This window comes from Methylobacterium sp. CM6257, from assembly GCF_054611515.1.
The window spans coordinates 5,682,468-5,704,970 of the sequence record NZ_CM137735.1; the positions used below are offsets into that span (position 1 = coordinate 5,682,468).

Here is a 22,503-nt window from a genome sequence, read left to right on the forward strand (position 1 = left end):
GCGCGGCGGCAGCAGCCTTGCCGGCCATCGCGCTCACCGCACCGTCACGGTCGGGACGACCGACATGCCCGGGCCGATCGCCACGTCCGCTGGCCAGTCCTTGACCACGATCTTCACCGGGATGCGCTGCGTCACCTTCACGTAGTTGCCGGTGGCGTTCTGGGCGGGGAGCAGGCTGAAGGCGGTGCCGGAGCCCGGCTGCACCGACGCGACCGTGCCGTGGATCCTGCGATCCGGATAGGCGTCGATCTCGATGTCGACCGGCTGGCCCGGGCGCATGTCGGTGATCTGCGTCTCCTTGAAGTTGGCGGTCACCCAGATGTCGTCGGGCACGAACATCGACAGGCTCTGGCCGGCCTGGGCGAGCTGGCCGATGCCGCCGGTCAGCCGGACGACGCGACCGGACTGCACGGACCGCACCGTCGTGTAGCCGAGGTTCAGCTCGGCCTGCTCGACCTGCGCCTTGTCGCGGGCGAGCTGCGCCTGCGTCGAGGCCTTCTGGGCCTGAAGCGAGCCGATCTGCTTCTGCGCGGCGACCACGCTGGCATTGGCGCTCTGCAGGGAGGCCTGCCGCTGCTGCAGCGTCGAGGTCGCGGATTGCGACTGCTGGATCGAGCCGGAGCCGCGCTCGGCGAGGTCCTTGTAGCGGGCCGCGTCTTCCTGGGCGAATTTCAGCGCCGCCTCGGCGGTGGCGACCTGTGCCTTGGACACGTCGATGTTGGCGTACTGGGCCTGGATCTGGGCGTCGATGTTCTTGATGGCAGCTTGATCGGCCTCGATCTGCGCCTTCGCCTGATCGAGGCCGATCTCGTAGTCGCGCTGGTAGATCTGGAACAGGACCTGCCCGGCCTCGACGTGCTGGTTGTCTGTGACGGGCACGTCGACCAAGTAGCCGCCGACCTTGGGCTGGATCGCGATGCTGCGCGCGTCGACGAACGCGTCGTCGGTGCTCTCGTACGGGTGCATGTACAGCAGCCAGTAGAAGAACACCCCGACGCACAGGGCGACCACCGCGAGGCCGCCGAGCAGGAACGCGAACGGGTGCCGCCGCAGGATGTTGGGGCGCCGCGCGTCGCCCGCTTCGTCCTCCGGATCGCCGCCGTTCTCGTCGCCCGGCGCGTCCTGGTCTTCGGCCTGATCCGCATCGTCCCAGCCGGGCTTGCGGGCGGTCTCGCGGTCCCCAGCCGAGGCATCCTGACCGAGATCCAGGACATCGCGATCGACCGCACCGGCCCGGCCGTCGGCCGGCCGCAGCCGCGCCTCGGCCTCGGAGGCCTGCCTCTGATCGTCAAACATGGGAAGTCGTCGCCCGATGGGCCGGCCACCTCACGGCGGCCGGGCTCTGCACATCGCCCGCCTCGACGTACAGAAGCCGACCGCCGCCACAAGGTTCCCCGCCGAGCGCGACCGTAGCCAGGAACGCTTGCCGCAGTGCGGCGTTCTGCGGCGGGAACCTTTGCCGCCCACGGCCATCGGGTTCGGGAGTTTCTCCATGACCAGCAGCCCGTCACCGACACCATCTGGATCGGGCTCCGGTCCGATCGGGACCTCGCCCTCCGGCGTTCCGCTCGTCGGTGCCGCGCGCCTCGACGCCATGAGCGCGGCGCTCGCCCGCAACTGGTGGCTCGTCGCCCTGCGCGGGGTGATCGCGATCCTGTTCGGCGCCATCGCCTTCGTCGCGCCGGGCGCCTTCGTGCTGTCGCTGGTGCTGTTCTTCGCCGCCTACACGTTCGCCGATGGCATCTTCGCCATTGTGGGCGCGGTCCGGGCGGCGCAGCGACACGAGCGCTGGGGCTTCCTGCTTCTGGAGGGGGTCGTCGACATCGTCGTGAGTGTCGCCGCCGTCCTGGTCCCGGGGGCTGCCGTCTGGGCGTTCGTCCTGCTCCTCGCAGTCTGGGCGCTGGTGACCGGCGGCCTGATGATCGCGGCCGCCTTCCGCCTGCACCTCCATTACGGGCGCTGGTGGCTGGTGCTCGGGGGCCTCGTCTCGATCCTGTTCGGGATCGTGCTGATCATCGAGCCGGGGATGTCCGCTCTGGTCCTGACGTGGTGGATCGGCGGCTACACGCTCGCCTTCGGGGTGCTTCTGCTGATCCTCGCCTTCCAGTTGCGAAGCCAGCACGGGGCGGCCGGACAGCCCATCGCACCCGCCGGGCGGTGACCCGGCACGGCATCCGGATCGGGTCGCGTGACCCGATCCACACGGTTGCGGCGCGATCATCCCTCGCGGGCGACTTCGTTGCTCCGGCCGCGGGACACAGGGCCGGATGAGGCTTAGAACACGCCGTCGACCGGAACGGCCGGTCCCGGAAACCACAGTGCGATGACGCCCGACGCGCCGGAGCGCGCCCCGGCCGGCGAGCCGAAACCGTCAGATCCGACAGCCGGGCGGAGGCCGGGTCCCGATGCCCCGGACCCGCGCCTGGCGGCCCGCGAGGCACGGCGCGCGGCTCACGACCTCTTCCGGCATCTATGGGTCCTGATCGCCGCGGCCGGGCTCGGTGTCGCGCGCGTCGGGCGTACCGCGTCCGCGCGGGCCGCCGCTCGTCTGGCACGACGGCGCGACCGCACACGGACGGAATCCGGATCGGTCGACCGGACCGCCCTCGCTGCGGGACATCGGCCGCGCCGGAGGCTCGATCCCGCGTTCCTCGGCCGCCTGCGCCGCCGGCCGGCCCTGACGGTCGCCGGGCTTGCGCTCCTGCTGCCTGTCCTGGCGCTCGGGATCTACCTGCTCGCCGCCCTGCTGACCCTGCCGCCGCTCGGCGGGGCCATCGTCGAGACCGGCCAGCGCGCGATCACCGTCGAGGCCGATGACGGGCGGGTCTTCGCCACGCGGGGCAGCTTCCGCGGCCAGAAGCTGACCGCCGCCGATCTGCCGCCGCACCTCGCCCAGGCGATCGTGGCGATCGAGGATCGGCGCTTCTACAGCCACTGGGGCATCGATCTGCGCGGGCTCGCCCGCGCGGCGTGGCGCAACCTCGCCGGCGGCGGCGTGCGCGAGGGCGGCTCCACGATCACGCAGCAATATGTGCGCCTGACCTCCCTCAATCAGGAGAAGACGCTCTGGCGCAAGGTGCAGGAGGCGTTCCTGGCGCTGCGGGTCGAGTCGATGATGAGCAAGGACGAGATCCTGCTCGGCTATCTCGACTCCGCCTATTTCGGCGCCGGCGCCTACGGGGCGGATGCGGCGGCGCGCCGCTACTTCGCCAAGCCCGCCAGGGCCCTCAACCTGCCCGAGTCGGCGATGCTCGCCGGTCTGGTGCGCGCGCCCTCGCAGCTCGCCCCGACGCGCAATCTTGGCGGCGCCAAGGAACGGGCCGACGTGGTGCTCCAGGCCATGGTCGAGACCGGGGCGATCACCCCGGCCGAGGCCGATGCGGCGCGCCGCCAGAGCGTGACCCTGAAGTCGCCGCCCGAGGCGCCGCCCGGCACCAACTACTTCCTCGACATGATCGCGGGCGACGTGAAGCGCCTCGCCGGCAGCGACGGCGACGTCACGGTGCGGTCGACCCTCAACCTCGACCTGCAGAGCCTGGCCGAGGGCGTCGTCGCCCGCCGCCTCGACAAGGACGGGGCACGCCGCAAGGTCGGGCAGGCGGCCATGGTAGTGCTGTCGAAGGAGGGCGCGATCCTCGCCATGGTGGGCGGCCGCGACTACGAGGACAGCCAGTTCAACCGGGCCGTCCAGGCCAAGCGCCAGCCGGGCTCTCTGTTCAAGCTCCTCGTCTACCTCACGGCCTACGAGCAGGGCTACACGCCCGAATCCGTGCTGGTCGATCGTCCGGTCCAGATCGGCGACTGGGAGCCGGAGAACGATGACGGGCGCTATCGCGGGTCGGTGCCGCTGCGGACCGCCTTCGCGCTCTCGATCAACACGGTGGCGGCACAGCTCGGCCAGGAAGTCGGTATCCCGGCGGTGATCGCCACCGCGCGCAAGCTCGGGATCCAGTCGGACTTGCCCAACGTGCCGAGCCTCGTCCTCGGTTCGGGCGGCGTCAGCCTCCTGGAGATGACCCGCGCCTACGGCTCGGTTCTATCCGGCCGGGCCCCGCTCCAGGCCTTCGGCATCCATGCGATCCGCGGCGCGGCCCCGCAGCCGCTCTACGTTCACGCCGACCCGGCGCCCGCCGCGACCCTGGCCCAGGAGCCGCGCACGATGATGCTCGACTCGCTCCAGGCGGTGGTGGAATCCGGCACCGGCCGGGCGGCGCGGGTGCCCGGCCAGATCATCGGCGGCAAGACCGGCACGAGCCAGGATTTCCGCGACGCCTGGTTCATCGGCATGACTCCGGACCTCGTGGTCGGTGTCTGGATCGGGAACGACGACAACAGCTCGATGAACCGCATGTTCGGCGGCGAGATGCCGGCCGGGATCTTCCACGACTTCGTCCAGCGGGCCTCGGAGAAGCTCGCCAAGGGCAAGCCGCGTCCTTCGGCGGAGCGGGCCGAGCCGGCCCGGACAGCGCCAGCGCTCACGCCGAACCTGACGCCCGGCGGCGAGATCCGGGGCGTCCCGGAGGTGATCGACACCGGGACCCTGAACCTGCGCGGGCGCACCGTGCACCTGCTCGGGGTCGAGGGCCAGCGCGGCCATCTCGCCCGCCAGCTCGCGAGCTACCTGCGCCGCCGCGAGGTGATCTGCAGCGACGTCTCGGACGCGGCCACGGCGCGGTGCCGGATCGAGGGCGACGATCTCGCCGGGCTGATCCTGGCGGCGGGGGGCGCCCGCGCCACGGAGGATGCGCCGCCGGACCTGCTCGGGGCCGAGGAGCAGGCGCGGGCGGAGCGGGTCGGCCTCTGGGGCCGGTAAGACCTCAATCCTGGCCGAGCTTGGCCAGGGTTCGCGGGTCGGGTTGGGCGCCGAAATACCGCGCCAGCGCCTCGGCGAAGAGCGGCTCGTCCGGCGCGGCTCGGGCGAACAGCGTCATGCTGGAGCGGAACTTCATGTCGTCGGGCGATCCGAAGATCGCGTGCGCCGAGCGCCCGGAAACGGCGTTGACGGCCCTCGTGCAAGCGCGCAGGCGCTCGCCGAGCAGGGGATGCCCGAGATAGGCCCGCGCCTCATCGAGGGATCCGATCGCGTAGCGCTGCGCCATCGGGCTGGAACCGAGGCCGGCGATCTGCGGGAAGATGAACCACATCCAGTGGCTGCGCTTCTCCCCAGCCTGAAGCTCCGCGAGGACCCGCGGGTAGACCCCCGCCTGCGCCTCGACGAAGCGGTCGAGATCGTACACGTCCTCCATCACCCGCTCCCCAGTGCCACAACCTCTGAAGCGCAAACGGTGCGTGGCCGGCTCGGGATGCAGCCTGCCCCTGACGGGCCGGGCGAATTCGTGTAAGCGCCGTCCATGTTCGGAAAGCTCGTCGCCTTCATGGTCGCGAACCCGGCCACGAGCCACGCCATGACGGCGGCTCTCGAGACCGCCGGGATGGCGGCGGCCCTGACCCTGCTGCGCAGCCCCCGCCCGGAAGGCACCGCCGCGCTTCTGGTCTCGACCTACTATTACGGCCGCGAGGCCGGGCAGCGGGAGCACGACATCAAGCACGCCGGCTGGGACGCCGTCCAGGCGCATCTCGGCGCCGAGTTCCTGTATGGCTGGTCGCTGCCGAACATCCAGCAATGGGTAGCCCCGACCTGCGCGGCCTGGGCCGTGGCAGCCGCGCTCGTCCTGATCCGCTCACGAAAAACCCGCGCCCCGACGGCTGCGCCGACGAAACGCGGGCTGTTCTAGGCTTACATTCGGGTGGATCGCCGGCCGCGCGTGAGATCGCGCCGGTGCTGTGGGCTCAGATCCGCGTGAAGGGGCCGTCCGCCGGTCCAATCTCGCTGCGGTCGCCGAGAAGGCGGCGGCCCGAGGCGATGATCTGGACCGTCTCGCGGCTGCTGCATTGGCGTCGCGCGAGGGCCTCCAGGTCGCGCAGGTAGTCGATCACCGGGCTGCGCTGCTTCTCGCCCCGTCCGATCACCGGCTCGACCTTGGCGGTCACCAGTCCGGCGACTGTGTCCCAGAACTCCGCCGGGCGGATCGCAGGCTCCCGAATCGAAAGCTCGTGCATCGCTCGTACCCTCCTGCTTGCGGGCGAGGGTTGTCGAGCGTTTCGCAGGCGCACGCATTGACTCATGTTGAAGGCAACGCCGCGATTCCGAAGATCCCCAGCGGGACTCGCGGCATCGTCATCGAGGGCCGCGCTCCTCCCACGCGCAGTTTCTCGCGCGGCCCCTTAACGGTCCCCGGCTTCGCGCGTTTGCTCCCGGACAGGGAGCGGGGAGACGCTATGCCGACCGATCACTTGCCAGCTCATGACCGAGCCCTCGCGACTCGCGGACCACGGTCGAGCGCACCGTCCGGGGAGAGCCGCGTCCGCTCGATCGCCAAGGCGGTGAGCTGGCGCATCGTCGGGAGCCTCGACACCCTCGCCCTGTCCTATCTGTTCACCGGCAGCGTCCTGGTTGCCGGCTCCATCGCCTCGACCGAGACCGTGACCAAGACCCTGCTGTACTACCTGCACGAACGCGGCTGGGGCTGGGTATCGTTCGGCCGCGCCTGAAGGACCGTGTCATCCGGGAGACCACGATGCCCTACATCATCGAGACCTTCGACAAGCCGGATCACCAGGACCTCCGGCGCGCCGTCCGGGCCGAGCATCTCGCGTTCCTTGCCGAGAATGCCGGGCGGCTGCTCGCCTGCGGCGCCAAGCTCAACGACGACGGCAGCGATCGGGGCGGCGGCCTCTATATCGTGGACACAGAGGATCGCGGCGCGGCCGAGGCGCTGATCGCCGCCGATCCCTTCGCCCAGGCGGGCCTGTTCGAGCGGGTGACCATCACGCGCTGGCGCAAGGCCTACCTCGACCGCACCTGTTTCCTGCCGGCGTGACGCGCCGCGCCCCGGAGATCGAGATCGGAGGAAATCGCATGCCGCAGATCGCCGTCGGAGGGATGACGTTCCGCTACGTCCTCGAAGGTCCGGAGGGCGCCCCGGTGGTCGCCTTCTCGAACTCGCTGGGCGCCACCCTGGAGATGTGGGACGCGCTGCTACCGTCGCTCGCCGGTGGCTTCCGCACCCTGCGCTACGACACGCGCGGCCATGGCGGCTCCGAGACCCGCGACCAGCCCGTCGAGGTCGCGGACCTGGCGAACGATCTCGCAGGGTTGCTCGACGCCCTCGGCATCGACCGCGCCCATCTGGTCGGACTGTCGCTCGGCGGCATGACCGTGCAGGCCCTGGCGAGCGCCGATCCGGGACGGCCGCTGAGTGTGACCCTGATGGCGACGGCGGCACACCTGCCCAGCGCGCAGAGCTGGAACGAGCGCGCCGAGACCGTCCGGGCACGCGGCACCGGCGCACTCGTCGAGGCGACGCTGGGACGCTGGTTCACGCCCGATTTTCCCAGCCGCGCCCCCGAGGCGGTCCGGGCGATCCGCGAACGCTTCCTGGCCTGCGATCCGGCCGGCTATGCGGTCTGCTGCGGCGCGATCGGACGCATGGACCTGCGTCCGGTCCTTTCCGCCATCACCGCGCCGACCCTGGTGATCGCCGGACGCGATGATCCTTCGACGCCCCCGTCAATGGCCGAGGAGATCTGCAGTGAAATCGCCCAGGCTGAACTCGTGGTCCTGCCGCGGGCCGCACACCTCCTCGCCGTCGAGCGCGCAGCGGCCGTAGGCAGCTACCTGCGGGCCTTCCTCGACCGCTGCAGGGACGCCTGACGGCTCAGTGACAGGCAATCCCGGCCTCGGAGGGCGACATGCCCTGCGCCAGTCTCCGTCCGGTCTGCAGCAGCGCCTTGCCGATGAGCGCCACGATCAGCGGATCGCCTTCCTGCCGCGCCAGACCGTAGGCCACCAGCAGGTTGTCGCTGATCTCGCCGAGCAGGTCCGACACGCCGTTCGTCAGCATCTGCGAATGCATCGCGACGGCCTCCTCCGGGCCGGCCGCGAGGTCCTCGCGTGCGGTCTGCCGATCGGGGAGTTCCTCCACCGGCGACTCCACCACGGTCCACAGGTCCGCGCATGGTTCCGTGTTCCGGCCGTCCTCTGGCGGGTCGTTGCCCATCGTTCCGGTCCCTCACCCGATGGCAAGGTGCACCCATAGGTTGAGAACGGTCAACTGCCTAGGCGGGCCGACGAGGGCCGTTGCCCGGCGCAGCAGCACGTGCTCGCCCATCCACCCGGCAGGGACCGGCCCCGGCTCTTCGCCGAGCAGATCCGAAAGCAGAGAGACCCCCGGGGATCTCACCGCAGGGGCCCCGATCTTCGGCGTCTGATCCGAAGCGTCCGAAGGGGTTACTTGATCAGGGCGAGGAGCGCCTTGCCGGCCTTCGAGTTCAGCTCCTTGGCGTCGAGGGTGCCGTCGCCGTCCGGATCCGCCAGCTTGAAGCGCTCGCCCACGGCCGCGAGGTACTCCTTCTTGTCGAGAGTGCCGTCGCTGTCCGGATCGGCCTGCTTCACGCCGGCTTGGCTCAGGCGGCCCTTCAGCTCCCGGGCATCCAGGGTGCCATCGGCATCCTTCTCCAGACGGTCGAAGGTCGCCGAGGCCACCGCCTCGACTTCCTTCATGTCGACCGTGCCGTCGTTGTCGGTGTCGATCATCTTGACGGCGCTCGCCCCGCTCACCGGCTTCGCCAGCGCGGCCGGAACCGAAAGACCGGACATCGCAAGGGCCACAGCCGCGAAACCACTGATGTAACGAAGGGTCATTGCCAGATGCTCCCGAAATTTGATGCTCGACCTTCCTAGTGCCCGACGCGGCATGCTGCAAGTGCGAAAGCGTTGTTTCCGGGCCGGCGACGCGCCCCTGACAGCAGAGAGCATGAGAAAAGGGGCCGGCGACAACCGACCCCTCTTTGAGCGCCAAGTCGTCGGGTTGTAAGCCGACGAACCGAATCAATGCCTTCAGCCGCGGCAAACGACCGGCGACTATCTCCCGCCCGACGGCACTTCAGGCCATCCGCACTGCAGGCGCAGAGCCGAGCTGGATCAGGCGAGCGTCGCCAGATCCTGGAACCAGTGCTGGGCCTGGACATACTCCTTCACCCGCGGTGACAGCGCGTGCGGATTGGTGTCGTGCACGACCCAGACTTGCACGGCGTCGTCGACGACGATTTCGTGAATGCGCGCGAGCAGCCGGTTCTGCTCGTCCGTGTCCGGGCTCGCCTTCACCTTGTCGCAGAGGGCATCGACCTCCGGATTGCCGTAGTGGCTCCAGTTCACACCGTTGGGGGCGATCTGCCGCGAGTCGTAGAAGCGCAGGATCGCGTAGAACGGATCCGAAGTGACGTAGGCGATGTTGCCGGCGCTGACACCCTTGAGGCTCGGATCCGCCGCGCCCTGGCGCCAGGCCGTGTAGGCGACCTCCAGCTCGACTGTCTTGAATTCCACCTGGATCCCGACTTCCGCCCAGCTCTGCTGGACGAACTCGTTGATCGGCAGCGACAGCATCTGCCCCGTCCCGCCGGTGGGAATGAGGATCGTCGCCTTCACAGGGTTCTGAACCGAGAAGCCGGCCGCCTCGACGAGCTTGCGCGCTTGGTCGACGTCGGTCTTGATCTGGAAGCTCGGCTTACCGAACCACGGGCTCGATTGCTGCACCTGCCCCACGGCCGGCTGAGCGAGCCCGCCCATCAGCTCGACCACGCCCGCCCGGTCGATGGCGAGGTTGGCGGCCTTGCGCAGGCGCAGGTCCCTCCAGGGCGAGCCCTCCAGCATGGAAAGGTGATAGTTCCAGACATGCGGCGTGTCGTTGCCCACGACCCGCATGCCGGCCGCTTTCAGGCGCGGGACCGCGTCGGGCGCGGGGGCCTCGATCAGGTCGACGCTGCCGGAGAGGAGCGCGTTCACCCGGGCGAGATCCTCGGGTACGCAGGCGAGCGTCAGCTTCGCGAGCTTCGGGACGCGCTTCGGATCCCAGTAGCCGACGTTCGGCAGCATCTCGAGGCGCACCCGTGGGACGAGCTGCCCCATCCGGAACGGTCCGGTCCCCGAGGGCTCGAAGGCGAATTTTGCCCAATCCCGCCCGACCTTCTCGTACTGCGCCGGCGAGGAGATCAGGAACCACAGCATCTGGTAGGGAAACAGGCTGTCGGGAGCCTTCGTGGTCACTTGGACGGTCTTGGCGTCGAGTTTCCGGTAGCTCGCCACACCGGGCAGGCGCGGGCGGACCTGGGCGGCCTGGCGCTGATCGAAATGCGGCGCCTCCTTGTTTAGGACCTTGTCGAAGTTCCAGATCACCGCGTCGGCGTCGAACGCCGAGCCGTCATGGAACTTCACGCCCTCGCGGAGATGGAAGGTCCAGACCTTGGGGTCGGCCGGGTCGCTATCCCAGGCAGTGGCGAGCCCGGGGACCATCTTGCCCGGCCGGTTGGCGACGTCGAGGTCCCAGGCCACCAGGGGATCGTAGAGGGTCAGGCCGGTGAACTGATAGCCGCCGGCGCCCCGGTCCGGTTGTCCCGTGGTGAGCGGCAGGTCGGTCATCGAGATGCCGTAGGTCAGGCTGCCGTGAGCCGCGCCCTGCGCGCCGGCGCGGCCCGCCGCCCCGAACGCGGCCAGGGCGGCGCCCCCGGCTATCAGTGAGCGGCGTGTCGGCTTGAACGGATCCATCGTGTCTCTCGGCTGAAGGCGGATGCGCCGCACGGAGCGGCGCCTGCCGTTCAGGCGCGCGGCGGCGCTCCGCGCGCCGTCGTCCCATGCTGCATACGGTGTGATGCACGCATCGTGCCCATTGGCGCCGCGCTCGGCGGCAGCCAGCCTTCAGGCCTGCCAGACCTGCCCGGGCCGGAGGGCGAGAAACCGCTCGTGGGGGATTTCGGCGGCTGTGAGGGCCGCATTCAGCGCCTCGGCGGGCCGCTCGATGCCCTCGTCGGTGAGCTGGAACGTGCCCCAATGATGGCCGAGCGCCTGCTCGGCGCCGAGCAGGGCGAAAGCTTCGACGGCCTCGGCGGGATTTACGTGCTGGGGCTGCATGAACCAGCGGGGCTCGTAGGCGCCGATCGGCAGCGTTGCCAGCCGGGGCGGCCCGAAGCGGCTCCGGACCTCGCGGAAGAGCGCGCCATCGCCGAAGCCCGTGTCGCCCACGTGGAAGTGCACGCCCCGGGCCGAGATGATCACGAAGGCGCACCACAGTGCCATGCGCCGGTCATTGACGCCCCGGGCCGACCAATGGTTCGCGGGTGTCAGATGGACCTGCAGGCCGTCGCCGAGATCGACGGTGCCGCCCCAATCGCGGGTCTCGACATGCATCGTGTCGTCGTAGCCGCGCAGGATCGTGTCATTGCCGAGCGGCGCCACGATCAGCGGCTGGTGCGCCTGCCAGATCCGGGCGAGGCTCGGACCATCGAGATGATCGTAGTGGTTATGCGTGATCAGGACCGCGTCGATGGGTGGCAGGTCGGCGAAGGCGATACCCGGCGGATTGACGCGCTTCGGACCGGCGAAGCGGACCGGACTCGCACGCTTGGAGAAGACCGGATCGATCAGGATGTTGCGCCCGGCGACCTGCACCAGGTAGCTCGCATGCCCGATCAGCACGATCCGCAGGGCGTTGACACGCTCGGGCGGGCGATCCGCCGGATAGGGACTGGGAAAGCTCTTCGGCCAGGTCTCGCGCTGCCGCTTGGCCTGCCAGCGCAGCACGTCGGGCAGTGACTTGTCAGTGCCCTGATCCGGCGAGAAGAATCGCAGCCCGTCGAAATGATCGGAGGTCGGCCCGCGATAATAGGGATTCCTGCCGCGCCGGTGGGCGGCATAGCCGACGCCGCCGAGCGTCATCACCGTGGCCGCGCTCGCGACCGTAAGCAGGCTGCGCCGTTTCATAGCGCGGAGATGGCCAGTCGCGCGCTCCGGTCAAGTTCCCGGGCCTTGCGGCGGCGAGCCTCAGGGCGAGCTTGCCGCAGGGTCGCTCAGTCCACCATCTCGGCGGCGAGCGACAGGCGCGCCCGATAGACCACCTTGCCGACGCCGTCCCGCACGCAGGCCACGTAATCCTGGCGCTCGACATCCGGCAGCATGTCGCGGGCGATGGCCGACATGATCCGGGTAACCTTGGCGCGGGCTGCCGGCAGGTCGGGCAGATCAAAGCCGACCTCGTCGCGGATCGGCTGCGCACCGTCATGAAGGTCGATGAAGAAGCGGGGCATCGGCGCGAGGCGTCTCAATGAGAGGTAATGCGCCGGAATGATTGCTCTTGTTATAGTTAATAGGGCCTTAAATTTCGGGATCGACCGGTTTCGCTGTCCTCCCGGTCCATGGACCCTTGAGGACGTCATTGCCGCGCCGGACGACGGCTGTCCAACCCACATCCTCATCCTGAGGTACCGGAGCGCAGCGCAGGCCTCGAAGGAGCTCTCCAGAGACCGCAACGCTTTCTGGAGGCTTCCTTCGAGGCGGCTTCGCCACACCCCAGCTTGAGGGAATGGTTGGAATCCACCCGAGCGCCCCGGCAGGGGGCACCGTCGTGAGCCATGTCCTGCCGTCAGGACCGCCAGCGCAGCTCCCGCCGCTCGAGCGGGTTCGTGAATGATCGCCCGTCGCGGGCGGATTCGAGCGCCTCGCGCTTGAGGCGGAAGTACCATTGCGAGGGCAGATCGCCCTGGCCGAACAGCACCATGGTCGGCTTGCGATCGAGGCCGTCCTGCGCGTGCTGGAGCACCTGCTGGTCCTGGGTGAGGAACTGCCGCATCAGCGGCCGGGCGATGGGCTTAAGAAGGTTCAGCGCCGGCATGCTCCAGTAGAGGGCGTTGGTGAGCAGCGTGCGGTCCGGCGTCAGCGGCGTCGCGAAGGTGTAGTTCGCCACCCGCTTCGTCCCCGCGCGGATCCGCTCCAGGCGGACGCCGGGCAGCCGGAACTCGATCTCGACCTCCGGGACGCCGCCGAGCAGGCGGTAGACGGGCGAACTCGTCGTGGTGGCGTGGCTCGTCATGACGAAGCCGTGGGGGACCGGTTGGAAGGTCTTCACCTTCTCGCGGAGCTGCTTCGACGGCCGGAACCACCAGGAATCGTGGACGAAGGCGACGTGCCCCGGATCCACGAGACTCAGCGTGGTGAGGTCGAAGGAGGCCTCGACCACAAGCGCGACGACGAGGAAGCCCGCCGGCTCGAAATCCAGCTCCGGCACAGCCGGCACGTCTCCGGCGCCGGGTCCGGTATGCGGGTTCACCCAAAGGAAGCCGGCGCTCTCGCGGACGGGGAAACGCTGCACCTGAATGCGGGAGAAATCGGCGGCGTCGTGCTCGGAGAGGGTCGGGACGTCGCGGCAGCGCCCGTCCGTGCCGAAGCGCCAGCCGTGGAACGGGCACATCAGCGTGTCGCCGTCGAAACGGCCCTTGGACAGGGCCATGCCGCGATGCGGGCAGCGGTCGCGCAGCGCGAAGGGGCTGCCGGCGGGGGCACGGCCGAGCACGATCTGCTCACCGTTCAGTTCGACCGCGCGCAGGCCCGTCTTCCCGAGCCACCGAGATTGCCCGACGCAGTACCACGCATTGCCGAGCGGCTGGCGCATCGTGTCGGGGTCGAGCGCGGCCTCGTCGGCGGAGCGCGGCGGATTCGTGAAGGGCGCGTTCAAGGCGGTTCGGGCTGACTGCGGTGCGCCCGTCTTACGCCCGGCCGCCGGGGTGGGAAAGCGCCGGCGCGGGGAGGACAAACGGGCGCAGGCGCGGGGGTTCACAAGCCCGGCGCGGCCCCCTACCTTCGCTCCACCCGCAACCAACGAAAGGAGGTGATCCAGTGTCTCATTGTCATCAGCCGTGTGTCTCGGCTCATCGGACCTGGACCGTCGCCTCCGGCGCGTCGCTCTAAGACGCGTCAGAGACCCGATCTCGGGACAGTTCCGCCGGACATCACGGTTCGGCAATGGAAGGGCCACCCCCTCGGGTGGCCCTTCGGCTTTTCGGCAATCAAGTCGTGCGTGCTCAGCGCTTCTGGGTCTGGAACAGCGGCTGGGCCAGCGCCTCGGTCCGTGCCCGCCACAGGTCCCGCTCCTCGCGCAGGGCATCACGCTCGGCCGACAGGGCGAGGCGTTCGGCCCGCAGTGCATCGCGCTCGGCGGTCGCCCGATCGCGCTCCGCGCGCAGCTCCTCCCGCTCGAGCCGGAACCGCTCCCGCTCGCTCCGGAATTCGTCGCGCTCGACCCGGATCTCCTCCTGCTCGGCACGCAGATCCTCCAGAGAGCCGATCTCCTCCCGGATATGCTCGCGCAGGGCGCGGATCTCCTCCGCGAGGATCGCCTGCAGCTCGTCCTGGCGCTCGGCCTCCACGCGCAGCTTCGCCTTCAGCATCAGGTTTTCGGCCATCAGCTCGGACACGTCGGTATCCTCGGCGACGGCACGCGGGGCCTCGGCCGGCGGCACGAGCCGCGGCGACCAGGCCGCCTCGCCGGAGCGGGCGGCCTTCGGCTCCGGCCGGGCGTCATGCGGCGGCGCGTCATCGCGCAGCTCGGCCGGATTGTGGGACTTCATCGCGGCGAGCCAGTCCCGAAGCGGACCGGGCGCGGGGCGACCGCCGGCGTCGTGCGGCGGCGTGGAGCGGGCGGGTTCCGACATCGGCGGGCGTCCTGAGCGAATACCTGCCGATGACAATCCGAACATGCTTAACGATCGGTAAAAGTTAATGAGCTCGCACCGCCCCATTTTCGGCCTGCCGGGGCCGGGTTCTGGCAAAAAATTGACTTTCCGCCCCATCGCGGCTACGCCCCGCCCTCCCGATCCGAAGCAGATCGCCCGAAGCCAAGCCGACCGGTCCCGTGAGGCCGGAGGTCAACGCCCGACAGCGCGTTCGCGCCCTCGGGCGCGATGGTCGTTGGGCCGATCCGCTGCGCCGGGACCCGCCGACCGAGGCTTCCGCATGACGCGAGATCAGCAAGCGTTGAACATCGAGGACGCGATCAACGAGACCTGCCCCTGGTCGGGCAAGCCGATCTCGGCCGATTCGCTCACCTTCTACAACGGCGCCGTGGTGGGCTTCTGCAACCCGGACTGCCGGGACAAGTTCGCGAGCGCCGTGCGCAGCTTCGAGGCCGCCCTCCAGGCGCGCCGCGTCGAGCGCGCCGGCCTCGAACAGTAGCGGCGGGGCTTCAAGACCATGTTCGAAGGCCTGTCCGATCGCCTTTCCGGCATTCTCTCGGGGCTGACGCGCCGCGGCGCGCTCACCGAGGCCGACGTCACCGCCGCCATGCGCGAGGTACGGCGCGCCCTGCTGGAGGCGGACGTCGCCCTGGAAGTGGTCCGCGGCTTCACCGACAGGGTGCGCGAGAAGGCCGTGGGCGCCGTCGTGCTCAAGTCGGTGACGCCCGGCCAGATGGTCGTGAAGATCGTCAACGACGAGCTCGTGGCGATGCTCGGCACCGACGCCGAGACCGTCGATCTCAACGCCCCCGCGCCGGTGCCGATCCTGATGGTCGGCCTCCAGGGCTCGGGCAAGACCACCACCACCGCCAAGATCGCCCGGCGCCTCGCCGAGCGCGAGAAGCGCAAGGTCCTGCTCGCCTCCCTCGACACACGCCGCCCGGCCGCCATGGAGCAGCTCGCGGTTCTGGCGAAGCAGGTGGGCGTCGAATCCCTGCCGATCATCGCCGGCCAGTCGGCGGTGCAGATAGCCAAGCGCGCCATGGACGCCGCCCGCCTCGGCGGCTTCGACGTGGTGATGCTCGACACCGCCGGCCGCACCACGGTGGACGAGGGCCTGATGGCCGAGGCCGCCGAGGTGAAGGCCGCGACCCGGCCGCACGAGGTGCTGCTGGTCGCCGACGCGCTCACCGGCCAGGACGCGGTCAACACCGCCCGCGCCTTCGACCAGCGCCTCGGCGTCACCGGCATCGTGCTGACCCGGATGGACGGCGATTCCCGCGGCGGCGCGGCGCTCTCGATGCGTGCCGTCACCGGCAAGCCGATCAAGCTCGTCGGCGTCGGCGAGAAGGTCGACGCGCTGGAGGAGTTCCACCCGGCCCGCGTCGCCAACCGCATCCTCGGCATGGGCGACATCGTCTCGCTCGTCGAGAAGGCTGCCGAGACCATCGACCACGAGCAGGCGCTCCGCACCGCGGAGAAGATGCGCAAGGGCAAGTTCGACCTGGAGGATCTCTCCATGCAACTCGCCCAGATGGAGAAGATGGGCGGTATCGGCGGGCTGATGGGCATGCTGCCCGGCATGGGCGCGATCAAGAAGCAGGTCGAGGGCGCCAACCTCGACGAGAAGATGTTCAAGCGTCAGCGGGCGATCATCTCGTCGATGACCCCGCAGGAGCGGAAGAACCCCGACCTCCTCAAGAACAGCCGCAAGAAGCGCATCGCGGCGGGCTCGGGGGTCGACGTCTCGGAGATCAACAAGCTCCTGAAGATGCACCGGACCATGGCCGACATGATGAAGGCGATGGGCCAGGGCAAGCGCGGGATCGGGCAGGCCCTCGGCTCGATGTTCGGCCTCGGCGGTGGTGGGATGGGCGGCGGCATGCCCGGCCTTCCGCCTGGCATGCCGGAGCCGACGCCGGAGCAGATCGCGCAGCTCGAGAAGCAGTTCGGCGGCAAGCTGCCGCCGATGCCGCCGGGCCTAGGCGGCGGCGGGCTGCCCAAGCTACCGGGGCTGCCGGGCCTCGGTGGTCCGAAGCTGCCCGGTCTCGGTGGGTTCATGCCGGGGAAGAAGAAATGAGCGTGCTCGCGGCTCAAGGTATCGATCCCGAACTCGCGCGCCTGCGGGACAGCATCGACAATTTTGATGCGGCGCTGATCCATCTGCTCGCCGAACGATTCCGCTGCACGCAGCGGGTCGGCGAGCTCAAGGCCCGAAAGGGGATTCCCCCTTCCGATCCGGACCGGGAGGCCCGTCAGGTCGCCCGGCTCCGCAAGCTCGCGGTCGAGGCCAAGCTCGACCCCGATTTCGCCGAGAAGTTCCTGGCCTTCGTGGTCAAGGAGGTCATCCGGCACCACCAGTCGATCGCGGCGACGCACGAGTCGGCGACCGACATCGAGAGAAAGTCGTAAGTTATGGCCCTGAAGATCCGTCTCACCCGCGGTGGCGCCAAGAAGCGCCCCTACTACCGCATCGTCGTCGCCGACGCCCGCGCACCGCGCGACGGCCGCTTCATCGACAAGGTCGGCGCCTACGATCCGATGAAGGCCAAGGATGATCCGGCCCGCATCGTGCTCGACAACGAGAAGATCCAGGGCTGGCTGGCCAAGGGCGCGCAGCCGACCGACCGCGTCCTGCGCTTCCTCGACCAGGCCGGCCTCGCTAAGCGCCCGGCCCGCAACAATCCGCAGAAGGCCGAGCCCGGCGAGAAGGCCAGGGAGCGCGCCGCCAAGCGGGCCGAGAAGGCCGCGGCGCCCGCCGAGGACGCCGCCGCGTAAGGCGCTTCCATCATGGCGCGCCGCCCCGCAGGTCCCTCCCCCCGCGACGGCGGCCGCCGTGGCCGCAAGAGCACGGCCATCGGCGCGATCGCGCCCGATGCCGCGACCTCGCCCAAGGCCCCGGCCCCTAAGCCGGCCCTGCCCCCCGTGCCGCCCGACCCGAACCTAGTCCTCCTGGGCGAGTTCGGACGTGCGCACGGGCTCAACGGCGAGATCCGGCTCAAATCCTACACCGGCGATCCGCAGGCGATCACCACCTACGGCGCCTTGTCGACGGCGGATGGCCGGACGCTGACCCTCGCCGACGTGCGCTCCGCACCGGGCTCGTCCCCCGACATGCTGATCGCCCGGGTGAAGGGCGTCTCCAGCCGCAGTGCCGCCGAGGCGCTCAATCGCGTCGCCCTGTTCATTCCTCGCGACCGTCTGGCCGCGCCCGAGGATGATGACGAGGTCTACACCGCCGACCTGATCGGCACGACTGCGGTCGACGAGGCCGGGACGACCATCGGGACGATCGTCGCGGTGCCGAATTACGGCGGCGGCGATCTGCTCGAAATCCGCCCCCCAGGCGGCGGCGCCACCGCGCTCCTGCCCTTCACCAAGGCCTTCGTCCCGGTTCTCGATCTGGCCCAGCGCCGCGTCATCGTGGTGGCGCCGGAGGACCTGTTCGCGCCGCCCGGCGAGAAGCCTGCCGACGATCCAGGCTGAGCCTACCCACCGACGAGATCGATGCACCTCGCGCTTCCGAGCGCCTGGCTCATCGGATCAGGATCACTGGCGCGTTCCGTTCTCGGTAAGCCGGATTCGATTGTTCCGTATCCTGTTCGACGGCCCTTCACGTGCGGATCGCTGATCCGCGGCGCTTGCCAGCCTGGCATGATGGAGATGGGGCCAAGATGCCCACACCGTAGAGCCCCTTCGAAGGGTTCGCACATAACCTTAGGAGCGAAGCGCTTGCCGGTCCGGCTTCAAGGCAGCTATAAAATCGCAGAAAGGCGCATTCATTACAATCGACGAGGCGTCATTTCATGAAAGCAGCCTATCAGTCGACTAAAGAGATTGTTCGTCATACATTATACAAGACCGGAGGCCACAAGCTGATCCGGATCTTCAAGAGGCTCAAGGGAATCCCCCATAGCCATCTGGTCGGCAGGACGAACGCGGACCGCTTTTCGGCCATCTACGACCAAAAAGTCTGGGCCTTCATTGGCGAAGGCGGATCACTGTCGGGACCGGGATCAAACGCCTGGGCGACCCAGGATTTGGTGGCGGATCTTGGTTCTGTCCTCGCAGAGCTGAAAGTCAGACACTTGGTCGATATCGGCTGCGGCGACTTCGGCTGGATGCGAAACGTTCAGGGAGATTTTCAATATACAGGGGTCGATGTCGTTCAGGGCGTCGTGTCGCGACTGAATGACATGTTTCGTTCAGAGAGCAGGGCCTTCATCCTGGCGGATGCCACCGTCGACGACATACCGGGCGGCGATGCGGCGCTCTGTCGCGAGGTGCTCTTCCATCTGTGCTTTAAAGACGTTTGGAATATCGTACGCAATCTGAAGCGCCACAATTACAGATATCTTATAGCAACTTCCGATAACAATACCTGGTTCAACGCAGATATAACCAGCGGCGATCATCGCCCCCTCAATCTCCAGAAGGCGCCGTTCCGGTTTCCCGAGCCGATCCGCGCCATCAAGGACGACAAGGTCGCGCAGCAGCGGATCATCGGCGTTTGGCGTCTGGCCGAGATCGATCCTCCGCGGGGGAGCTGACGGGCGTAGCGCCACGTACGGAGCCGCGATCCCGGGCTCAGGAACCGCAGATGCGTGCGGGCCCGGAGGTCCGTCCTCGGGAACGGCGCTACCGCGCGGTCGCCGCATCCCGGCAGGGACGGATCGCCTCCGGTTTCGGGCGCTGATCCGGCGCGGGAGCCGTGAACACGGCGAGGTAGGCGCCTCTCTTCAGGGTGTAGAACCCGGTCTCCCGATAGCCGGCGGCGGAGAGTTCGCAGCGCAGGAGCATCGGCGGAGTGCCGTGCCGGGAGGGGATGGCGTCGGCGTCGACGATGCCGACGCGCCCGCCTGGCCGCATCGCCGGGGCGAGATTGTAGAGCAGTCCGAAGGGCTGAGTGATCTCGTGATACATGTGCACGAGGATCACCACGTCCACGGAGGCCGGGGGCAGGCGCGGATCGTGCGGCTCGCCCTGAACCACGGTGATGTTGCCGAGGCCCCGCACACGCTTTTCCAGGGCCGTCAGGTAGTCCGGGGTCACATCCTCGGCCAGCACGCGGCCACCTGGCCCGACCCGCGGACTCAGCCGGACCACGTAATAGCCGCTGCCGGCGCCGATATCCGCCACCGTCTGGCCCGGCGCGATGCCCATTCCTCTGGCGACCTGATCGAACTCGCCAGCCTCGTCCCGCTCGGCTTCCGAAGACCAGCGCGGCGCGACGATCTCGGCCACGGGCCGGTCCGGTTTGGGGAACGCGCTCGCGGGCGCGCCTGCCGGCGCCAGAGGCTCGGCCGCGAGGGCCGGTCCGGACAGGGCGAGAGACAGGACGGCCAGGGAGCGGATCATGGCCGACAACACGCGAAGCGCCCCAGCGGTGCCGGCGGCGTTGACCGTGCCGCACCCCGCGCGCCATCAAGCGCCATGACGCGCGCGGACACGCCCTGGCGGGCCACGATCCTCACCTTGTACCCGGAGATGTTCCCGGGCCCCCTCGGCGTCTCGCTCTCGGGCGACGCCCTCGCCCGGGGAGACTGGAGCCTGGAGGCGCGCAACATCCGCGAGCACGGTCTCGGCCGCCACCGCTCGGTTGACGACACCCCGGCCGGCGGTGGGGCCGGGATGGTCCTGCGCTGCGACGTGCTCGCCGCCGCCATCGACGCCGCGACCGAAACGGATGACACGCGCCCGCGCCTGCTGATGTCGCCCCGGGGTCGGCCGCTGACGCAGGCGCGCGTCCGCGACCTCGCCGCTGGGCCGGGCGTCCTGATCGTCTGCGGCCGCTTCGAGGGCGTGGACGAACGCGTGATCGCCGGACGCGGCCTGGAGGAGGTGTCGATCGGCGACTACGTGCTCTCCGGCGGCGAGATCGCCGCGCTGGTTGTCCTCGACGCCTGCGTGCGACTCCTGCCCGGCGTGATGGGCAAGATGGAATCGGGCGTCGAGGAGAGCTTCGAGGGCGGGCTCCTCGAATACCCGCACTATACCCGGCCCCGCGACTGGGAGGGACGCGCGATCCCCGACGTGCTCTCCGGCGGCAACCACGCAGCCATCGCCCGCTGGCGCCGGGCGGAGGCCGAGCGCATCACCGCCGAGCGGCGCCCGGATCTGCTCGGCGCGCCCGGTCAGGCCGCCTCCAGGTCGATCACCGGGCCATCGAGATCGTAGTACATCGGATCGAGTCTGAGCCGTTGCGGGACTGGACGCCGGAGCCGGCTCGCCAGCGGGAGGCGGGCCGTTAATGCGCCAATAACCACAAGCAACACGGACCAGACCGCCAATATCGCGGCGCCGTGGATAGACATCAGCGTACCTCAAACGCAACGCGGCACAGCATTAAGGCTAACGGTCCGGGATTAATCGACTGTTCCGCACCTCCCTGCCGGCTGTCCCGCGCGGGGGCATGCGGCGAAGACTGCTTGCCCGACAGGCGCTTGCCAGACGCCCGGTTTGGGCGCATGCGCGGGTTCGGGAACTCCTCCCCTCCGAGGGGCGCCCATCTGCAAGGATGGATTCGAATGACCAGCCGCCCCACGGTGCGCCCGCGCGTCCCCCATTTCTCGTCCGGCCCCTGCGCCAAGCGTCCCGGCTGGACCCCGGCCGCCCTGGCCGACGCCGCGCTCGGCCGGTCGCATCGCTCTCCCCTCGGCAAGGCCAAGCTCGGCCGCGCCATCGACCTGACGCGCGCGGTGCTGCAGGTGCCCGCCGATTACCGCATCGGGATCGTGCCGGCCTCCGACACCGGCGCCGTCGAGATGGCGATGTGGACGATGCTGGGGCCGAAGCCCGTGGAGGTCGCCGCCTGGGAGGCCTTCGGCAAGGAGTGGGTCACGGACGCGCTCAAGCAGCTCAAGATCGACCCGCGCATCCACCAGACGCCCTACGGCGTCCTGCCGGATCTCGCGGCGATCGACACGAAGCGCAGCGACGTGGTCTTCACCTGGAACGGCACCGCAGCCGGGGTGAAGGTGCCGAACGGCGACTGGATCGCGTCGGATCGGGAGGGACTGACGATCTGCGACGCCACTTCGGCGGCCTTCGCGCAGCCGCTGCCGTGGGACAAGCTCGATGTCGTCACCTTCTCCTGGCAGAAGGTGATGGGCGGCGAGGCGGCGCACGGCATGCTGATCCTCTCGCCGCGCGCCGTGGAACGGCTCGAGAGCCACACGCCGGACTGGCCGTTGCCGAAGGTCTTCCGCCTCACCAAGGACGGCAAGCTGATCGAGGGCATCTTCAAGGGCGACACGATCAACACGCCCTCGATGCTGGCCGTGGAGGATTACCTCGACACGCTGGGCTGGGCCGAGCGGATCGGCGGCCTGCCGGCGCTGCACGCGCGGGCCGACGCCAACGCCAAGGTGATCTACAACTGGGTCGCCCGAACGCCCTGGATCGCGCCGCTCGCGGTTGATCCCGCCACCTACTCGAACACCGGCGTCTGCCTGGTGATAGCCGACCCGGACGTGCTGGCCCGGGGTGATGCGGCGGTGGCGACCTTCGCGGCCGGGCTCGTCGAGCGCCTCGAGCGCGAGGGCGTCGCCCTCGACATCGGCGCCTATCGCGACGCCCCGGCGGGCCTGCGCATCTGGTGCGGCGCCACCGTGGAGACCGCGGATCTGGAGGCGCTGACGCCCTGGCTCGACTGGGCCTTCGCGGAAGAAAAGGCGGCGCTGACCAAGGCGGCGTGAGCGGCGCCCACATCGCCTGATCGACGGATCTCCCGATCTCGCCCGCATCCTGAGGCGCGAGCGCACCGAGCTTCGAAGGCCCCCTCCAGACGGGGTCGCGAGCCCTGGAGCTCTCCTTCGAGGCTCGCCACGCAGCGCCTCAGGATGGGGGGAGCGGTTTGGAATGTAACCGGGCCGGCCGCGACCCTGATCGTCTTTGCGAGCCCGGCGAAGCCAGATCCAAAAAAGCCCCGGCCCTCGCAGAGCC

General features: G+C 69.4%; 25 protein-coding genes. 14 read left to right on the forward strand and 11 right to left on the reverse strand.

Features of this window, described 5'->3' with window-relative positions:
* Positions 1 to 33 precede the first annotated feature (33 nt).
* On the reverse strand, positions 34 to 1,296 hold the full coding sequence (locus ACYCO6_RS27695; protein WP_459765319.1) for an HlyD family secretion protein: 1,263 nt from the start codon (positions 1,294 to 1,296) through the stop codon (positions 34 to 36).
* 196 nt (positions 1,297 to 1,492) lie between these two features.
* On the opposite strand from ACYCO6_RS27695, the gene ACYCO6_RS27700 reads away from it, so the two are divergent.
* Together ACYCO6_RS27700 and ACYCO6_RS27705 are read left to right on the forward strand one after the other, a co-directional pair.
* Positions 1,493 to 2,161 carry an HdeD family acid-resistance protein gene (locus tag ACYCO6_RS27700; RefSeq protein WP_459765321.1) on the forward strand — a complete coding sequence of 223 codons (669 nt, stop codon included), beginning with the start codon at positions 1,493 to 1,495 and terminating at the stop codon, positions 2,159 to 2,161.
* 162 nt (positions 2,162 to 2,323) lie between these two features.
* Positions 2,324 to 4,813 carry a PBP1A family penicillin-binding protein gene (locus ACYCO6_RS27705; RefSeq protein WP_459765323.1) on the forward strand — a complete coding sequence of 830 codons (2,490 nt, stop codon included), beginning with the start codon at positions 2,324 to 2,326 and terminating at the stop codon, positions 4,811 to 4,813.
* A 4-nt stretch (positions 4,814 to 4,817) separates the two neighbouring features.
* Here ACYCO6_RS27705 and ACYCO6_RS27710 read toward each other — a convergent pair whose 3' ends face one another.
* Positions 4,818 to 5,246: a DUF1810 domain-containing protein gene (locus ACYCO6_RS27710; RefSeq protein WP_459765325.1), complete on the reverse strand. Its 429-nt coding sequence runs from the start codon at positions 5,244 to 5,246 to the stop codon at positions 4,818 to 4,820.
* A 105-nt stretch (positions 5,247 to 5,351) separates the two neighbouring features.
* On the opposite strand from ACYCO6_RS27710, the gene ACYCO6_RS27715 reads away from it, so the two are divergent.
* Positions 5,352 to 5,735: a hypothetical protein gene (locus ACYCO6_RS27715; RefSeq protein ID WP_459765327.1), complete on the forward strand. Its 384-nt coding sequence runs from the start codon at positions 5,352 to 5,354 to the stop codon at positions 5,733 to 5,735.
* A gap of 55 nt (positions 5,736 to 5,790) precedes the next feature.
* On the opposite strand, the gene ACYCO6_RS27720 is transcribed toward ACYCO6_RS27715, so the two are convergent.
* Positions 5,791 to 6,060 (reverse strand): hypothetical protein, encoded by a 270-nt coding sequence (locus tag ACYCO6_RS27720; RefSeq protein ID WP_459765329.1) that lies wholly within the window; start codon positions 6,058 to 6,060, stop codon positions 5,791 to 5,793.
* A gap of 219 nt (positions 6,061 to 6,279) precedes the next feature.
* Between ACYCO6_RS27720 and ACYCO6_RS27725 the strand changes: the two genes are divergently transcribed.
* The 3 genes from ACYCO6_RS27725 to pcaD are packed head-to-tail and all read left to right on the forward strand — an operon-like array spanning position 6,280 to position 7,714.
* Complete coding sequence (locus tag ACYCO6_RS27725) at positions 6,280 to 6,552, forward strand: DUF2061 domain-containing protein (RefSeq protein ID WP_459765331.1); 273 nt, start codon at positions 6,280 to 6,282, stop codon at positions 6,550 to 6,552.
* 26 nt (positions 6,553 to 6,578) lie between these two features.
* Entirely contained in the window at positions 6,579 to 6,881 is a 303-nt protein-coding gene (locus tag ACYCO6_RS27730) for a YciI family protein (protein WP_459765333.1), read from the forward strand.
* A gap of 38 nt (positions 6,882 to 6,919) precedes the next feature.
* Positions 6,920 to 7,714, forward strand: coding sequence for a 3-oxoadipate enol-lactonase (gene pcaD / locus ACYCO6_RS27735; RefSeq protein WP_459765335.1), 795 nt, complete (start codon positions 6,920 to 6,922; stop codon positions 7,712 to 7,714).
* Between the two features lie 4 nt (positions 7,715 to 7,718).
* Here the strand turns inward: pcaD and ACYCO6_RS27740 are convergent, their stop codons facing one another.
* The 7 genes from ACYCO6_RS27740 to ACYCO6_RS27770 all read right to left on the reverse strand — a co-directional run bounded on the left by ACYCO6_RS27740 (position 7,719) and on the right by ACYCO6_RS27770 (position 14,538).
* The gene (locus ACYCO6_RS27740; RefSeq protein WP_459765337.1) at positions 7,719 to 8,060 is read right to left on the reverse strand and encodes a hypothetical protein; all 342 of its coding nucleotides are present in this window, start codon (positions 8,058 to 8,060) and stop codon (positions 7,719 to 7,721) included.
* A gap of 230 nt (positions 8,061 to 8,290) precedes the next feature.
* Entirely contained in the window at positions 8,291 to 8,704 is a 414-nt protein-coding gene (locus tag ACYCO6_RS27745) for an EF-hand domain-containing protein (protein WP_459765339.1), read from the reverse strand.
* Between the two features lie 279 nt (positions 8,705 to 8,983).
* Positions 8,984 to 10,603 carry an ABC transporter substrate-binding protein gene (locus tag ACYCO6_RS27750; RefSeq protein ID WP_459765341.1) on the reverse strand — a complete coding sequence of 540 codons (1,620 nt, stop codon included), beginning with the start codon at positions 10,601 to 10,603 and terminating at the stop codon, positions 8,984 to 8,986.
* Positions 10,604 to 10,753: 150 nt separating this feature from the next.
* The gene (locus ACYCO6_RS27755; protein ID WP_459765343.1) at positions 10,754 to 11,815 is read right to left on the reverse strand and encodes an MBL fold metallo-hydrolase; all 1,062 of its coding nucleotides are present in this window, start codon (positions 11,813 to 11,815) and stop codon (positions 10,754 to 10,756) included.
* An 86-nt stretch (positions 11,816 to 11,901) separates the two neighbouring features.
* Positions 11,902 to 12,138, reverse strand: coding sequence for a DUF6894 family protein (locus tag ACYCO6_RS27760; protein WP_459765345.1), 237 nt, complete (start codon positions 12,136 to 12,138; stop codon positions 11,902 to 11,904).
* A gap of 335 nt (positions 12,139 to 12,473) precedes the next feature.
* Positions 12,474 to 13,499 carry a Rieske 2Fe-2S domain-containing protein gene (locus ACYCO6_RS27765; protein WP_459773763.1) on the reverse strand — a complete coding sequence of 342 codons (1,026 nt, stop codon included), beginning with the start codon at positions 13,497 to 13,499 and terminating at the stop codon, positions 12,474 to 12,476.
* A gap of 409 nt (positions 13,500 to 13,908) precedes the next feature.
* Complete coding sequence (locus tag ACYCO6_RS27770) at positions 13,909 to 14,538, reverse strand: ATPase (RefSeq protein ID WP_459765347.1); 630 nt, start codon at positions 14,536 to 14,538, stop codon at positions 13,909 to 13,911.
* 301 nt (positions 14,539 to 14,839) lie between these two features.
* Here ACYCO6_RS27770 and ACYCO6_RS27775 point away from each other — a divergent pair, with 301 nt between their 5' ends.
* The 6 genes from ACYCO6_RS27775 to ACYCO6_RS27800 all read left to right on the forward strand — a co-directional run bounded on the left by ACYCO6_RS27775 (position 14,840) and on the right by ACYCO6_RS27800 (position 19,109).
* The gene (locus tag ACYCO6_RS27775) at positions 14,840 to 15,058 is read left to right on the forward strand and encodes a glutathione S-transferase (protein WP_459765348.1); all 219 of its coding nucleotides are present in this window, start codon (positions 14,840 to 14,842) and stop codon (positions 15,056 to 15,058) included.
* Positions 15,059 to 15,076: 18 nt separating this feature from the next.
* Positions 15,077 to 16,639 (forward strand): signal recognition particle protein, encoded by a 1,563-nt coding sequence (ffh, locus tag ACYCO6_RS27780; protein WP_459765349.1) that lies wholly within the window; start codon positions 15,077 to 15,079, stop codon positions 16,637 to 16,639.
* The gene (locus ACYCO6_RS27785) at positions 16,636 to 16,971 is read left to right on the forward strand and encodes a chorismate mutase (RefSeq protein ID WP_459765350.1); all 336 of its coding nucleotides are present in this window, start codon (positions 16,636 to 16,638) and stop codon (positions 16,969 to 16,971) included. The genes ffh and ACYCO6_RS27785 overlap by 4 nt, the downstream gene beginning before the upstream one ends.
* 3 nt (positions 16,972 to 16,974) lie before the next feature.
* A complete protein-coding gene (gene rpsP, locus ACYCO6_RS27790) occupies positions 16,975 to 17,337 on the forward strand; it encodes a 30S ribosomal protein S16 (protein WP_459765351.1) in 363 nt (120 codons plus the stop codon).
* 12 nt (positions 17,338 to 17,349) lie between these two features.
* The gene (gene rimM, locus ACYCO6_RS27795) at positions 17,350 to 18,045 is read left to right on the forward strand and encodes a ribosome maturation factor RimM (RefSeq protein WP_459765352.1); all 696 of its coding nucleotides are present in this window, start codon (positions 17,350 to 17,352) and stop codon (positions 18,043 to 18,045) included.
* Positions 18,046 to 18,365: 320 nt separating this feature from the next.
* On the forward strand, positions 18,366 to 19,109 hold the full coding sequence (locus ACYCO6_RS27800) for a hypothetical protein (protein ID WP_459765353.1): 744 nt from the start codon (positions 18,366 to 18,368) through the stop codon (positions 19,107 to 19,109).
* An 88-nt stretch (positions 19,110 to 19,197) separates the two neighbouring features.
* Here the strand turns inward: ACYCO6_RS27800 and ACYCO6_RS27805 are convergent, their stop codons facing one another.
* Positions 19,198 to 19,917 (reverse strand): class I SAM-dependent methyltransferase, encoded by a 720-nt coding sequence (locus ACYCO6_RS27805; protein WP_459765354.1) that lies wholly within the window; start codon positions 19,915 to 19,917, stop codon positions 19,198 to 19,200.
* Between the two features lie 75 nt (positions 19,918 to 19,992).
* Between ACYCO6_RS27805 and trmD the strand changes: the two genes are divergently transcribed.
* Positions 19,993 to 20,736 carry a tRNA (guanosine(37)-N1)-methyltransferase TrmD gene (gene trmD / locus ACYCO6_RS27810; protein ID WP_459765355.1) on the forward strand — a complete coding sequence of 248 codons (744 nt, stop codon included), beginning with the start codon at positions 19,993 to 19,995 and terminating at the stop codon, positions 20,734 to 20,736.
* A 350-nt stretch (positions 20,737 to 21,086) separates the two neighbouring features.
* On the forward strand, positions 21,087 to 22,256 hold the full coding sequence (locus ACYCO6_RS27815; protein WP_459765356.1) for a phosphoserine transaminase: 1,170 nt from the start codon (positions 21,087 to 21,089) through the stop codon (positions 22,254 to 22,256).
* The last annotated feature ends 247 nt before the right edge of the window (positions 22,257 to 22,503 follow it).